Source organism: Pseudomonas fluorescens, from assembly GCF_018614775.1.
GTDB classification, from domain to species: Bacteria; Pseudomonadota; Gammaproteobacteria; order Pseudomonadales; family Pseudomonadaceae; genus Aquipseudomonas; species Aquipseudomonas fluorescens_BY.
The window spans coordinates 1-12949 of sequence record NZ_JAGGOF010000080.1; the positions used below are offsets into that span (position 1 = coordinate 1).

The 12949-nt window shown below is 62.2% G+C and carries 13 protein-coding genes; 6 read left to right on the forward strand and 7 right to left on the reverse strand.

Annotation, left to right across the window (positions count from 1 at the left end; genetic code table 11):
- Window positions 1–359: 359 nt before the first annotated feature.
- Window positions 360–566: a tautomerase family protein gene (locus J7E36_RS19430; protein WP_215006456.1), complete on the reverse strand. Its 207-nt coding sequence runs from the start codon at window positions 564–566 to the stop codon at window positions 360–362.
- 125 nt (window positions 567–691) lie between these two features.
- Here J7E36_RS19430 and J7E36_RS19435 point away from each other — a divergent pair, with 125 nt between their 5' ends.
- Window positions 692–1615, forward strand: a complete 924-nt coding sequence (locus tag J7E36_RS19435) for a LysR family transcriptional regulator (protein WP_215006459.1) — start codon at window positions 692–694, stop codon at window positions 1613–1615.
- A gap of 124 nt (window positions 1616–1739) precedes the next feature.
- Here the strand turns inward: J7E36_RS19435 and J7E36_RS19440 are convergent, their stop codons facing one another.
- The gene (locus J7E36_RS19440) at window positions 1740–2174 is read right to left on the reverse strand and encodes a nuclear transport factor 2 family protein (protein ID WP_215006461.1); all 435 of its coding nucleotides are present in this window, start codon (window positions 2172–2174) and stop codon (window positions 1740–1742) included.
- A 109-nt stretch (window positions 2175–2283) separates the two neighbouring features.
- The gene (locus J7E36_RS19445; RefSeq protein WP_215006463.1) at window positions 2284–3177 is read right to left on the reverse strand and encodes a LysR substrate-binding domain-containing protein; all 894 of its coding nucleotides are present in this window, start codon (window positions 3175–3177) and stop codon (window positions 2284–2286) included.
- 90 nt (window positions 3178–3267) lie between these two features.
- On the opposite strand from J7E36_RS19445, the gene J7E36_RS19450 reads away from it, so the two are divergent.
- From J7E36_RS19450 to J7E36_RS19470, 5 genes are all read left to right on the forward strand, one after another.
- Window positions 3268–4683, forward strand: a complete 1416-nt coding sequence (locus J7E36_RS19450; protein WP_215006465.1) for an MFS transporter — start codon at window positions 3268–3270, stop codon at window positions 4681–4683.
- Window positions 4680–5954, forward strand: a complete 1275-nt coding sequence (locus J7E36_RS19455; protein ID WP_215006468.1) for a glucarate dehydratase family protein — start codon at window positions 4680–4682, stop codon at window positions 5952–5954. The genes J7E36_RS19450 and J7E36_RS19455 overlap by 4 nt, the downstream gene beginning before the upstream one ends.
- A 254-nt stretch (window positions 5955–6208) precedes the next feature.
- Complete coding sequence (locus tag J7E36_RS19460) at window positions 6209–7393, forward strand: porin (protein WP_215006471.1); 1185 nt, start codon at window positions 6209–6211, stop codon at window positions 7391–7393.
- Between the two features lie 136 nt (window positions 7394–7529).
- Window positions 7530–8222, forward strand: coding sequence for a type 1 glutamine amidotransferase domain-containing protein (locus J7E36_RS19465; protein ID WP_215006474.1), 693 nt, complete (start codon window positions 7530–7532; stop codon window positions 8220–8222).
- Between the two features lie 279 nt (window positions 8223–8501).
- Window positions 8502–8909 carry a VOC family protein gene (locus tag J7E36_RS19470; RefSeq protein WP_215006476.1) on the forward strand — a complete coding sequence of 136 codons (408 nt, stop codon included), beginning with the start codon at window positions 8502–8504 and terminating at the stop codon, window positions 8907–8909.
- Window positions 8910–9124: 215 nt separating this feature from the next.
- Here J7E36_RS19470 and modC read toward each other — a convergent pair whose 3' ends face one another.
- From modC to J7E36_RS19490, 4 genes are all read right to left on the reverse strand, one after another.
- Window positions 9125–10204, reverse strand: coding sequence for a molybdenum ABC transporter ATP-binding protein (modC, locus tag J7E36_RS19475; RefSeq protein WP_215006478.1), 1080 nt, complete (start codon window positions 10202–10204; stop codon window positions 9125–9127).
- Window positions 10205–10207: 3 nt separating this feature from the next.
- Window positions 10208–10888 (reverse strand): molybdate ABC transporter permease subunit, encoded by a 681-nt coding sequence (gene modB / locus J7E36_RS19480; protein WP_215006480.1) that lies wholly within the window; start codon window positions 10886–10888, stop codon window positions 10208–10210.
- Window positions 10889–11641 (reverse strand): molybdate ABC transporter substrate-binding protein, encoded by a 753-nt coding sequence (gene modA / locus J7E36_RS19485; RefSeq protein ID WP_215006482.1) that lies wholly within the window; start codon window positions 11639–11641, stop codon window positions 10889–10891.
- A gap of 151 nt (window positions 11642–11792) precedes the next feature.
- On the reverse strand, window positions 11793–12875 hold the full coding sequence (locus J7E36_RS19490; protein ID WP_215006484.1) for an NAD(P)H-dependent flavin oxidoreductase: 1083 nt from the start codon (window positions 12873–12875) through the stop codon (window positions 11793–11795).
- Between the last annotated feature and the right edge of the window lie 74 nt (window positions 12876–12949).

Genomic DNA, 12949 nt, shown 5'->3' on the forward strand with positions numbered 1-12949 from the left:
AACAATTACCGGTCACCGGTCGCCAGGGAAAAAATGGCGGCCTGAAAAAACCTTAACTGGTGTCCAATATTACTTGACCAGTTCAGCTTGCTCGCGAAAGCGGTGGTTCAGCTTGCTATGGAGAGTGGCTGTGCCGACGTCTTCGCGAGCAAGCTCGCTCCCACAGAGGTATTTGTTGGACGGCAGATTTTCGGTGAGCCCCGATCCCTTGTGGGAGCGGGCTTGCTCGCGAAAGCGGTGGTTCAGCTTGCGTGGAGGGTGGCTGTGTCGACGTCTTCGCGAGCAAGCTCGCTCCCACAGAGTGAATCACCAAGTACAAAAAGCCCGGTCACTTGAACCGGGCTCGGAAGGCTGAAACCTTACGCCTTGGGAAGACTTCGATACTCCGTCGTCGTCATCCCCGCATACCCCCAATTATCCGTATCCACTTCCTCGATCACGATATGGGTCAGGTGCGGGTCCTTGCCCAGCACCCGTTGAAGGGTATCGGTGATCTCGGCAATCACCTGGGCTTTCTGCTCGCGGGTGACGCCATCGCGGGTAATTCGTACGTTGACAAAGGGCATGTCGCACTCCTGTTGATGAACACGCGCGCAGGACGATTCCCGCGCAACCGGGCCACTGTATTTATACGCGCCGGCCTGATAAACAGGCACCTGGAATCTTCAGTTGATACGCGGTGTAACGAATCATGAAGCGTCATTTCGAAGACTTGCAGTTGGGCAGCATCGAACTGTTCTGCCTGGCGGCCGAGGCGGGCAGCTTCACGGCGGCCGCTCAGGTGGCGGGTGTCACCCCGGCGGCGGTGAGCCGTTCGATCTTTCGCCTGGAAGAGCGCCTGGGTTCGCGCCTGTTCGTGCGCACCACCCGCAGCATCCGCCTGACCGACGCCGGCAAGACCTATTTCGAACAATGCCGACAGGCATTGACGCAACTGGTCGAGGCGCAACAGGAAATGATGGGCGCCCAATCGGTACCGTCCGGGCAACTGCGCATCAGCCTGCCAACCACTTACGGTCATCATCGGATCCTGCCGCTGCTGCCGGCATTTCGGGCGCTGTACCCGCAAGTCAGCGTGGATGTGCACCTGAGCAATCGCAACATCGACTTCGTCGCCGAGGGCTATGACCTGGCGATCCGGGTACGGGCCCAGCCGGACTCCTCGATGATCGCCCGACAACTGGAAGACGCGAAACTGGTGGTGGTCGCGGCGCCGGATTACCTCAGAACGGCCGGCACGCCACGGACCCTGGAGGACCTGGACGAGCATGAGTGCATCCAGTTCGAGTTGCCCAGCAGCGGCCGACGGATTTCCTGGTTGTTCAGCGTCGAAGGCAAGGAACGGGAAGTCTTCGGCCAAGGCAGCTATTGCTGTTCGGATGACGTGCTCGGCGGGGTGACGCTGGCCACGCATGGCGCAGGGCTGTTCCAGACCTACCGATTCATCGTCGAACAGGCGCTGGCGGACGGTCGCCTGGAGGAAGTGCTGCAGCCGTTCAGTGGCCGCTCACGCCCGTTCACTTTGCTCTATCCCCATGGCCGCTACATGCCCCAGCGCGTCCGCGCCTTCGTCGATTTCCTGATGCCGTACCGGGAGCAGTGGGCAGGCATCTGAGCAGATGCCCCTGTGAGAGAGCCCTGTGGGAGCGAGCCTGCTCGCGATAGCGGTCGTTCAGCTTGCAGAAAGGTTCACTGGACTGACGCCATCGGAGCAGGCTCGCTCGCATACTTCGAGGCGGTTAGAACTTGAACGCCTGCCGACCAATCAGCAGCCACTTTCCGTCTTTCTGCTTCTGCCAGATCTGGAAGTTCTCGATCTCGGTTGGCACGATGTCGCTGCCCTTGATCGCCTGCGCCGAGAAGTGGTTGCGTACCAGCGCGGTGTCGCCCGACAGGGTGATCTTCTGGTTCTTCATTTCCAGGGTCTTGAACGCACTCTTGCCGGTTTCGATGTCGGCGATAAAGGCTTTCTTGTCCTGGATATTCCCACTGGAATGCCCATAGGTGAGGTTCTCGGCGGCCAATGCCTGCAGTTGAGGGATGTCCTTGTGCAGCATCGCCTGGGTCAGGTGATCAACGGCCAGGGCCACGTCTTGCTCGGCCGAAGCCGCAGCGGTTGCGGCGTAGCCGCCGAACAGGCACAGGAAGCTGAGGACCAATGTCGCTTTCTTCATGGGGTTTTTCCTTGTTTTTGTAGGTATGAGGAACGTGTGAGCACATTTGAATGCTCTCATCGGTCATCGTACAACTACTTTGGGGCGACGGTATAGATGAGCGGATGATTCAATTTGCCCGAACCGCGCCCCGAATCCCCTCCAGCAACATGGTGAACGCCGGGTTGTCGTTGTCCTCGCGCCACACCAGGTGCAGCTCGCTCTGTATCCCTTCGCCCAGGTCGATTTCGCGGAACACCACCTGCTTGAACACCACACTGGTGGCGCAGCGCGGTACCAGCGCCAGGCCCATGCCGGCGTTGACCAGCGCCAGGATCGTCAGCGACGAGCCCAGCCATTGCACGAATTGCGGCGCGACCCGGGCCGAGCGAAGCATGCCGGTGAGCAGTTCGTTGAAGGGCGGGTAGGCGGAATGGGAGTACATGAGGAACGGCTGGGCATCCAGGTCTTGCACGCTCACGGTCCGGGCCTGGGCCAGCGGATGCCCGGCCGGGACCGCCAGTACAAAGGGTTCGCGCACCAGGCACTCGGTGGCGTAGCCGGTTTCCAGCAGCGGCGAGCGGACGATGCCGAGGTCGATGCGCCGGGCGCGCAAGGCCTCGTGCTGCTGGTAGGTGTTCATCTCCGACAGGACGATTTTCACCTGGGGCTGTTTCAGCCGCGCTTCGGCGATCACCTTGGGCAGGAACTCGTACACCGCGCTGCCGACGAAGCTGATGGTGACCGAGCCGATGTCGCCCTGGGCGAATCGTCGGGCGGCCACGGCGGCTTGCTGCGCTTGTTCCAGCAGATTCTGGGCTTCGATGAAGAAGGCCCGGCCGGCGGCGGTGAGCGCCACGCTGCGAGTGCTGCGGGTGAACAGTTCGACGCCCAGGTGATGCTCCAGCAATTGGATCTGCCGGCTGAGGGGCGGCTGGGTCATGTTCAGGCGTTCGGCGGCACGCCGAAAATTGAGTTCGGTCGCCACCGTGGTGAAGCAGCGCAGTTGGGCCAGTTCAAACATTGATTCAATCCGGGTATCAATCAAGTGCCAAGTTAGATTAGACGGGAACAATCCGCCGCGTCCATCATCCTCCCGTTCCCCACAAAAACAATGATCGGGAGGCACCCCTTGAACAACCTACCGGACTCCACGCCGGCGAGCACCCTGGCGCTCGCGGCGGCCAAGGTCAAACGACATGTACTGCCACTGGTGGTGGTGATGTTCATCGTCAACTACATCGACCGGGTCAACATCGGCTTCGTGCGCAGCCACCTGGAAACCGACCTGGGCATCGGCGCCGCTGCCTATGGGCTCGGCGCCGGGCTGTTCTTCGTCGGCTACGCGCTGTTCGAAGTCCCCTCCAACATGCTCCTGCAACGCTACGGCGCACGAGCCTGGCTGACACGGATCATGTTCACCTGGGGCGCGGCGGCGATGGCGATGGCCTTCGTGCGCGGCGAAACCAGCTTCTACGTGCTGCGCTTCATTCTCGGTGCGGCGGAGGCGGGCTTCTTTCCCGGCATCATCTACTACTTCACCCAATGGCTGCCCGCCAACGAGCGCGGTAAGGCGATGGCGATCTTCCTGAGTGGCTCGGCCATCGCCTCGGTGATATCCGGGCCGGTGTCCGGCGCGCTGTTGCACGTCAACGGGATGGGCCTGCACGGCTGGCAGTGGATGTTTCTGATCGAAGGTTTTGCCTCCATCGTGTTGTGCGGGTTTGTCTGGTTCTGGCTGCAATCGCACCCGAGCCAGGCCAAGTGGCTGACCGCTGAAGAGAAAACCGTGTTGATCGCCGCCATTGCCGAAGAGCAACGGGTCCGGGAAGCCGCGCAGGTGATCAAGCCGTCGATGTTCAAATTGCTCGCCGACCGACAGATCGCGCTGTTCTGCTTCATCTACTTCTCCATCGCCCTGACCATCTATGGCGCCACGTTCTGGTTGCCGAGCATGATCAAGAAAATGGGCAACCTGGGGGACTTCCAGGTCGGCTTGCTCAACTCCATACCCTGGATCATTTCCATCGTGGCGATGTACGGCTTTGCCGCCCTGGCCGGTCGGTGGAAGTTCCAGCAGGCCTGGGTCGCGGTGACGCTGGTGATCGCCGCGTTCGGCATGTTCATGTCCACCACGGGCGGGCCGGTCTTCGCCTTCGTCGCGATCTGTTTTGCGGCGATCGGTTTCAAGGCCGCGTCAGCGCTATTCTGGCCGATTCCGCAGGGCTATCTGGACGCCCGTATCGCGGCGGCTGTGATCGCCTTGATCAACTCCATCGGTAACCTCGGCGGCTTCGTCGCGCCAACCGCCTTCGGTTTCCTGGAACAGACCACCGGCTCCATCGAGGGCGGCCTTTATGGCCTGGCGATTACCTCGCTGATCGCCGCCGTGGTGATCTTTTTCGCACGGACCTCGCCGCGCCGTGACACGCCCAACTCGTTATCCGGTCGGCCCGAAACCATTGCCGACGCCGATCAGTCGGAACAACGCCAAGCCTTGAACCCTGGCCCATCGGGAGCCGCTGTATGAAGATCAAACGCGTCACCGTCACACCCATCGCGTTTCGCGATCCACCGTTGCTCAACGCCAGCGGTATTCATGAGCCGTTCGCGTTGCGCTCGATCATCGAGATCGAGAGCGACAACGGTTACATCGGCCTGGGCGAGAGCTACGGCGACGCGCCGGCCCTGGCGATCCAACAGCAACTTCAGGAGCGGTTGATCGGCCTGGACCCGTTCAACCTCAACCGGTTGCGGGCAATTGTCGAGGCGACGGTTGCCGCGCAACGACCGACCAGCGTCGCCGGTGCCGAATTGGCGCCGGGCTCCCACGCGAGCAAGGCGGTGAGCAATGCCTACTCGGCGTTTGAAGTGGCCTGCCTGGACCTCCAGGCCCATTACCTGAATGTGCCGCTGGTGGATCTTCTCGGCGGCGCGATCCGCGATGAAATTCCGTTCAGCGCCTACCTGTTCTTCAAGTACGCCGAGCACATCGATTCGCCGTACCCGCCCGACAGTTGGGGCGAGGCGCTGGATGAACAGCAGATCGTTGCCCAGGCCCGGCGCATGATCCAGGACTACGGCTTCAAGAGCATCAAGCTCAAGGCCGGTGCTCTTGAACCCGAGCACGAAGTTGCCTGTATCAAGGCGTTGAAACAGGCGTTTCCCGGCTACCCGTTGCGCATCGACCCGAATGCCAACTGGTCGCTGGAAACGTCCATCCGCATGGCCGAACGGCTCGGCGACGACCTGCAATATTACGAGGACCCGACCCCGGGGCTGGACGGCATGTCCGAGCTGCACAAACGCACCGGCCTGTCGTTGGCGACCAACATGGTGGTCACCGATTTCGATGAGTTCCGTCGCAGCGTGGCGCTCGACAGCGTGCAGATCGTGTTGGCGGACCATCATTACTGGGGCGGCCTGCGGGACACCCAGGTGCTGGCGAAGATGTGCAGCACGTTTGGCTTGGGGGTGTCGATGCATTCCAACTCGCACCTGGGTATCAGCCTGATGGCGATGGCCCATGTGGCGGCGGCGGTGCCGAACCTGGATTACGCCTGCGACACCCATTACCCCTGGCAGGAGCCGGACGAGGAAGTGATCAAGGGCGGCAAGCTGCCGATTGTCGACGGCTGCGTGAAAATCACCCGGGCACCGGGCCTTGGATTGGAACTGGACCGCGATCAACTGGGCAAGCTGCATGATCAGTTTCTCAGTTGTGGCATCCGCCAGCGCGACGATGTGCGGCAGATGCAGCGCTACCGGCCGGAGTGGAAGACCGTCAAGCCGAGGTTTTGAGTGAGATCGAGGGGGCCTGCTGCGCACGCCAGCGGCAGCCAGCGCCCTCGCCACAAGAACCTCTTTGCAACAATCATCTGTGGAAGCGGGCCCGAAGTATTGCGCCCTGCTGGCTCAGGGTCCTACGCCCAAACTGCCGCGCCGGACCCGCGCTTCCAAAGCACCCGCCAATTGCCTCCAAGGCAGCGTATGGCGGGGCCCGCCGCCTTTCGATAATCGCTTCCGACATCCCGTCCCACGTCGCGGAGCGCGCCATGCACAACAATAAAAATACCCGCCAGCGTTTTTTGCCAGCAATCATCGCCAGCCTTTCGACCCTGAGCCTGACACCCTGGGCCCAGGCCGAAATCATGCTGTACGACAAGGACCAGACCACCTTTTCCACCGACGGCTACATCAACGCCTTCTACGTCAACAGCGACGTGGACCGGGCAGGGGAGCAGTACGACCGGCGTCAGGCACGGGTCAAGATGGGCTTCTTGCCCAACTACCTGGGTTTCAACATGGGCAAGCAGGTCGATGACCTCAAGCTCGGCGCCCGCGCTTCGTTCTGGGTGACCATCAACGACAGCGAAACCAACGGCACCGACACCGCCATCGATGTGCGGCAATTCTACGGCACCGTGGCCAACCCGGCGTGGGGGGAGGTGTTGATCGGTAAAGACTTCGGCCTGTTCGCCCGCTCCAACATCCTGCTCGACGAACTGCTGGCCGGCTATGGCCAGGTCAGCGACACGCTGGGGTTGGTGGATGGCGGGGGCGTCTCGTTCGGCAACATCGGCAGCGGGTATCCATACCCGTTCCCGACCTCGCAGATCACCTACCGCACGCCGGTGATGGAGGGACTGCGGGTAGCGGTGGGCATCATGGACCCGGTGGACACCAACGACAACAGCGCCACCGGCAAGGCCTACCAGGAAAACCCGCGCACCGAGAGCGAGATCACCTACCAGTTCGACCTGGGCGGAGCAAAGATCTACAGCTGGCTCAACGGCAGCTACCAGACTTCCGACAACACCGATTCCAATGTCGAGTCGGTGACCTCCAAAGGCCTTGGCTACGGCGTGCAGGCCAAGATGGGCGGCCTCTCGTTGACCGGCTCCGGGTTCCAGGCCAAGGGCATCAACCCGTTCTTCACCAACAATGCCGGTGAAGCCACCTTGCGCAATGTCGACAGCAAGGGCTACCTGTTGCAGGGCTCCTACAAACTGGGCAAGAACCGCCTGGCGCTGTCCTATGGCAAGACCGATGACGACGGCAACGGCGTGGTGGGCAGCGGCGCCGATTATGAAACCCGGGGCATCGCGCTGTTTCATGACGTCAACGACAACCTCAAGCTCGTGGCGGAGTACAACCAGTTCGAAATCAACGGCCACGACACCAGCGCCCAGAATGAAAACACCGATACGTTTGCGGTGGGGGCGGTGTTGTCCTGGTAACGATGAATAACGTGGTCTTTGGACCTGGCACCTCAGGTGTCAGGACCACCCCACTTGAACGTCTCCCTCCGGGCAGCCTCTGACAGTAATGCAGGGCGACCCAGCGCTGCCTTTTACATTTGGAGGAGCGGTTCAGATGAAGATTCTAATGGTCCTTACATCCCACGACCGGTTGGGCGACACCGGCAAGAAAACCGGTTTCTGGCTGGAGGAGTTTGCCGCTCCTTATTTCGTGTTCGTTGATGCGGGGGCGAGCGTTACGCTGGCATCTCCCCAGGGTGGACAGCCGCCGTTGGACCCCAAGAGTAACGAAGAGGACGCACAAACGGAGGCCACCCGGCGTTTTCGCACGGACACCGATGCCCAGGCGGCCCTGGCTGCCACGGTCCTGCTGGGCGAGGTAGACCCCTACGACTTCGATGCCGTGTTCTATCCCGGCGGTCATGGCCCGCTGTGGGACCTCGCCGAGGACCAGGATTCGAAGGTGCTCATCGAAGCCATGTATGCCGCCAACAAGCCGGTGGCGGCGGTTTGTCACGCGCCCGGTGTGTTCAAGAACGTTGTAGCGCCCGATGGCCAACCGCTGGTCAAGGGCAAGAACGTCACCGGGTTCACCAACACCGAGGAAGAGGCGGTGGGGCTGACTCAGGTAGTGCCGTTTCTGGTCGAGGACATGCTCAAGGCCAAAGGGGCCGAGTATTCCAAGGCGGCGGACTGGGGAAGTTATGTGGTCGAGGACGAGCACCTGATCACCGGTCAGAATCCGGCCTCTTCCGAGGCGGCCGCCCAGGCGCTGCTGAAGCGGCTGGCACAGGAGCAGAGCGCCTGATCTGATTCGCTGAACGCTTTAGCTGCAAAGCTTGTGGGAGCAAAGCTTGCTCGCGATGGGGTCAAGTCAGTCAACATGGTATCAACTGACTCGCCGCTGTCGCGAGCAAGCTTCGCTCCTGCAGGGTTCATGGCGGATCTGTAAATGACTGGCATTGATCCGCCGGCTAAAATTTATTTTCGTCCGGCTGTCGATTTCGGGCCTCGCGGTTCGATGAGTCCGTAGAGCCGCCACAAAGGCGGCTTATCCCCGTGAACCCTGACGACAGGAGAACCTACCATGAGAATCATTCCCTACCTGACCTTCAACGGTCACTGCAAGCAAGCCTTTGAGTTGTACAAGGAGGTGCTGGGCGGTGAACTATTTTCCATGTCCTTTGCCGACGCCCCCGAGGAGGTCGGCATGCCCAAGGACCCGAACCTGATCATGCACACCTGCCTGACCGTTGGTGCTTTCAGCCTGATGGCCTCCGACTGCCCGCCGGGCCAGCCGTACCAGAAACCCCAGGGCGTGTCGGTGTCCCTCAACGTCGACAGCGTGGCCGAGGCCGAGCGCCTGTTCCAGGGCTTGAGTGCCGGTGGCAGCGTGCACATGCCGCTGGCGAAGACCTTCTGGGCGGAACGTTTCGCCATGTTCGAAGACCGTTTCGCAATTGCCTGGATGATCAACTGCGAGGGCGCGAAGTAAAGCCTTCGAGGTAAACGTCCAGGGACGGGGATCCCGCTCTGGACGGATTCAATCAGAATGCCATCCCAGTTGCCCGAGATCTGTTGCGTCGCCGCCGTCAACTGCTCGACGACCAGCGCCGCAAAAGCAACCCGGCTACTCGCTGATCGGTCGCCTCAAGGGTTTGGCGGAAATCCGGGGCGTGGAACTGGCGGTGCGGCAACAGCTCGAGAACGCTACGCCAACACCGCCACGGCCTTGATCTGCGCCCACAACACCTGCCCCGGATGCAACTTCAACTGATCACGGGAATAGCGGGTAATGCGCGCCAACAGCGGTGTACCGACGGCGTCCAGGCGAATCAACACATGGGCAGCATTGTCCGCAGCCAACTCGCTGACAACGGTGACCGGCAAGCGATTGAGAATGCTGGTCTGGGCGTCGTTCGCCAGGCTGAGGCTGACGTCCCGGGCCTGGACCTTGAAGCGCAAGGCTTGCCCGACGGCCAGCGGCGTGTGGGCCACGCGCACGTTCAGCTGACTGTCGGGCAGGTTCAGCGTGAGCAATTGATAGGCCGGGTCATAACCGCTGACCTTGCCCTCGATCACCACGCCGGCATCATCCCCCAGGGCCAGTGGCAGGTCGAGCCGCGCCAGGGTTTCGCCGATCGGTCCGCTCGCCAGGGCGCGGCCGGCCTCCAGCAGGATGATGTGATCGGCCAGGCGCGCCACTTCGTCCTGGGAATGGCTGACGTACAACAGCGGGATATCCAGCTCATCGTGCAGCCGTTGCAGGTAAGGCAGGATCTCGTTTTTGCGCCGGGTGTCGAGGGACGCCAACGGTTCATCCATCAACAACAATTGCGGGCTGGTCAGCAAGGCCCGGGCGATGCCGACCCGCTGGCGTTCGCCACCGGACAGGTTGTGGGGCTGGCGATCGAGCAAGTGACCGATGCCCAGCAATTCGGTCGCCTGGTCCATCCTGACGCGCCGTTGTCTGGGGGCAATGCGCTTGAAGCCGAACGCCAGGTTGTTCCGCACCGACAAATGGGCGAACAGGCTCGCTTCCTGGAACACATAGCCCAGCGCCCGTTGATGCGGCGGCACGAACACGCCGCGTTCAGTGTCCTGCCAGACCTGGCCGTTGACCTCGATGAACCCCCGGGCCGGCCGCTCCAGTCCGGCAATGCAGCGCAGGCAGGTGGTCTTGCCGGAACCGGATTGCCCATATAACGCGGTGACGCCACGGCCCGGCAGTTGCACATCCAGGTCCAGGGAAAAGTCCCCGTGCTTGAGTTGGAAACGCGCGTGAATCATCGATCAGCTCCAACCGGCACGGGTTCGGCGGCTGGAATACAGCGCCAGCAGCACCACGAATGAGAACACCAGCATCGCCGCGGCCAGCCAGTGGGCCTGGGCGTATTCCAGGGCTTCGACATGGTCGTAGATCTGCACCGACACCACCCGGGTCTTCTCCGGGATATTGCCGCCGATCATCAGCACCACGCCGAACTCGCCAACGGTGTGGGCGAAACCGAGGATCGCGGCGGTGACGAAACCTGGGCGGGCCAAGGGCAGGATGACACTGAAAAACGTGTCCCAGGGCCCGGCCCGCAGGGTGGCGGCGACTTCCAGCGGACGGCTGCCGATGGCGGCAAAGGCGTTCTGCAACGGCTGCACCACGAATGGCATGGAATAGATCACCGAGCCGACTACCAGCCCGGTGAAACTGAAGGTGAGGGTGCCCAGCCCGAGCGCCCGGGTGAATTGGCCGATCCAGCCGTTCGGTCCCAAGGCCAGCAGCAGGTAGAAACCGATCACGGTGGGCGGCAGCACCAACGGCAGCGCCACCACCGCGCCCACCGGTCCGCGCAGCCAGGACTGCGTGCGCGACAGCCACAGGGCGATGGGCGTGCCGATGAGCAACAGGATCAGCGTGGTCACCGACGCCAGTTTCAGGGTCAGCCAGATCGCGGCGAAGTCGGCACTGGTCAGCGGCATTTAACGTTGATAACCGTAGGCTTGGATGATAGCGGCGGCTTTCGGACCTTTGAGGTAATCCATCAGCGCCAAGGCGGCGGGATTATCCCGGCCCTTGCTGAGGATCACCGCGTCCTGTTTGATCAGGTCGTGCAGGTCGGCCGGGACGATCCACGCCGAGCCGCTGGTGAGCTTGCCGTCCTTGTAGATCTGCGACAGGGCCACGAAGCCGAGTTCGGCGTTGCCGGTGGAGACGAACTGATAGGCCTGGGTGATGTTCTGGCCTTCGACGATCTTGCCCTTGACCTGGGCGGCCAGCCCCAACTTGTCCAGCACTTGGGTCGCGGCGAGCCCGTAGGGGGCGGCTTTCGGGTTGGCGATGGACAGGTGCTGGAAGCCGTTGTCGCTGAGCACCTGGCCCTTGCCGTCGACGTAGCCGTCCTTGGCCGACCACAACGCCAGCGTGCCGATGGCGTAGGTGAGGCGCGAGCCCTTGACGGTATCGCCTTCGCTTTCCAGTCTGGCCGGGGTGCTGTCATCGGCAGCCAGGAAGACTTCGAACGGTGCACCGTTCTTGATCTGGGTGTAGAACTGGCCGGTCGCGCCAAAAGCCGCCACCAGTTTATGGCCAGTGTCTTTTTCGAAGTCGGCGGCGATGGCCTGGATTGGGGCGGTGAAATTGGCGGCCACCGCCACCTGCACTTCATCGGCCCGGGCGACGCCAGCGGACAGGAGGGTGGTCAGCAGCAACGGCAGGAAACGGGTGAGGCGCATCGAAGACTCCGTGGGCTTGGTTTCGCTATATATGGAAATATATAGCGAATATCGGACAAACGGAATGCGACTTTCTGCAGTGGGTCGACCAGTTACTCATTGTGGGAGCGAGCTTGCTCGCGAAAGCGTCCTGGCAGGCGATGAGAGAACCTCAGGAACCCGCACCTGCTCGGAGGCGATTCAGCTGCTCCAGCGCCTCATCGGCCAACCGCCGCGTCAGTTCCCCAGCCGACAACTCCCGGCCCAGGGGAAACGCCTGGCCGGCCCAGAGGTTGCTGAAGTCTGCTTCATCCTTGGCGCGCAACGGCATCAGCGCGCCGCCCGCCAGCGGAAATGCCGGCGCCAGCGGGCTCATCGGGCCCACTTCGCGCATCACCCGGTTGACGATGCCTCGGGCCGGGCGGCCGGTGAACAGGTTGGTGACAGCCGTCTGGCTTTCCTTGGCCGTGCGCAGCGCACGGTGATGGGACGCGCTGATCCTGGCCTCGGGAGTGAACAGGTAGGCGCTGCCCAGTTGCACCGCCGACGCGCCCAGGGCGAACGCCGCGACGATCCCCCGCGCATCACCGATACCGCCGGTGGCGATCACCGGCACCTTCACCGCATCCACCACCTGGGGCAGCAAGGCAAACAGGCCGACCTGGGTGTTGAGGTCATCGCTGAGGAACATTCCGCGATGGCCGCCGGCTTCATAACCCATGGCGATGATCGCGTCGCAACCGTGTTGTTCCAGCCAGATCGCCTCTTCGACGGTGGTGGCCGAGGAAAGGATCTTCGCACCCGTGGCTTTCACCCGGTCCAGCAGGGATTTTTCCGGCAGGCCGAAATGGAAACTCACCACCTTGGGTCGCATCGCCTCCAGCACGCGGCAGGCGGCGTCATCGAACGGTGTGCGGTTGGACACTGGCGTCGGTGCGTCAAAGTCGGCGCCCAGCTCCTGATAGTAGGGTTCGAGCCGTTGCTTCCACGCCGCGGCCCGCTGCTCATCAAACACCGGGGGCTGGTGGCAGAAGAAATTCACATTGAACGGCTTGTCGGTCTGTTCCCGGATCGTCGTCAACGCCTGGCGCAGTTGTTCAACGTCCAGCATCGCCGCCGGCATCGAGCCCAGGCCGCCGGCATTGCAGGCAGCGACTACCATGGCCGGCCCGGTAACCCCGGCCAGTGGCCCCTGGATGATGGGCAGTTCGATACCAAGCAGGTCGAGAATGCGAGTGTCTGGCCACTGGCTCATGTGCGGGTCTCCGACGGCAGGAAGGAAACAGGGTTTTAACAGGTGTGACCCGGCCAGGGCCAGTCGAGTTTTTC

What these genes read in the sequence shown, in the direction of transcription:
- J7E36_RS19430 (WP_215006456.1), bottom strand. Translation starts at nt 566, where the DNA reads ATGCCCTTTGTCAACGTACGAATTACCCGCGATGGCGTCACCCGCGAG.
- J7E36_RS19435 (WP_215006459.1), top strand. Translation starts at nt 692, where the DNA reads ATGAAGCGTCATTTCGAAGACTTGCAGTTGGGCAGCATCGAACTGTTC.
- J7E36_RS19440 (WP_215006461.1), bottom strand. Translation starts at nt 2,174, where the DNA reads ATGAAGAAAGCGACATTGGTCCTCAGCTTCCTGTGCCTGTTCGGCGGC.
- J7E36_RS19445 (WP_215006463.1), bottom strand. Translation starts at nt 3,177, where the DNA reads ATGTTTGAACTGGCCCAACTGCGCTGCTTCACCACGGTGGCGACCGAA.
- J7E36_RS19450 (WP_215006465.1), top strand. Translation starts at nt 3,268, where the DNA reads ATGATCGGGAGGCACCCCTTGAACAACCTACCGGACTCCACGCCGGCG.
- J7E36_RS19455 (WP_215006468.1), top strand. Translation starts at nt 4,680, where the DNA reads ATGAAGATCAAACGCGTCACCGTCACACCCATCGCGTTTCGCGATCCA.
- J7E36_RS19460 (WP_215006471.1), top strand. Translation starts at nt 6,209, where the DNA reads ATGCACAACAATAAAAATACCCGCCAGCGTTTTTTGCCAGCAATCATC.
- J7E36_RS19465 (WP_215006474.1), top strand. Translation starts at nt 7,530, where the DNA reads ATGAAGATTCTAATGGTCCTTACATCCCACGACCGGTTGGGCGACACC.
- J7E36_RS19470 (WP_215006476.1), top strand. Translation starts at nt 8,502, where the DNA reads ATGAGAATCATTCCCTACCTGACCTTCAACGGTCACTGCAAGCAAGCC.
- modC (WP_215006478.1), bottom strand. Translation starts at nt 10,204, where the DNA reads ATGATTCACGCGCGTTTCCAACTCAAGCACGGGGACTTTTCCCTGGAC.
- modB (WP_215006480.1), bottom strand. Translation starts at nt 10,888, where the DNA reads ATGCCGCTGACCAGTGCCGACTTCGCCGCGATCTGGCTGACCCTGAAA.
- modA (WP_215006482.1), bottom strand. Translation starts at nt 11,641, where the DNA reads ATGCGCCTCACCCGTTTCCTGCCGTTGCTGCTGACCACCCTCCTGTCC.
- J7E36_RS19490 (WP_215006484.1), bottom strand. Translation starts at nt 12,875, where the DNA reads ATGAGCCAGTGGCCAGACACTCGCATTCTCGACCTGCTTGGTATCGAA.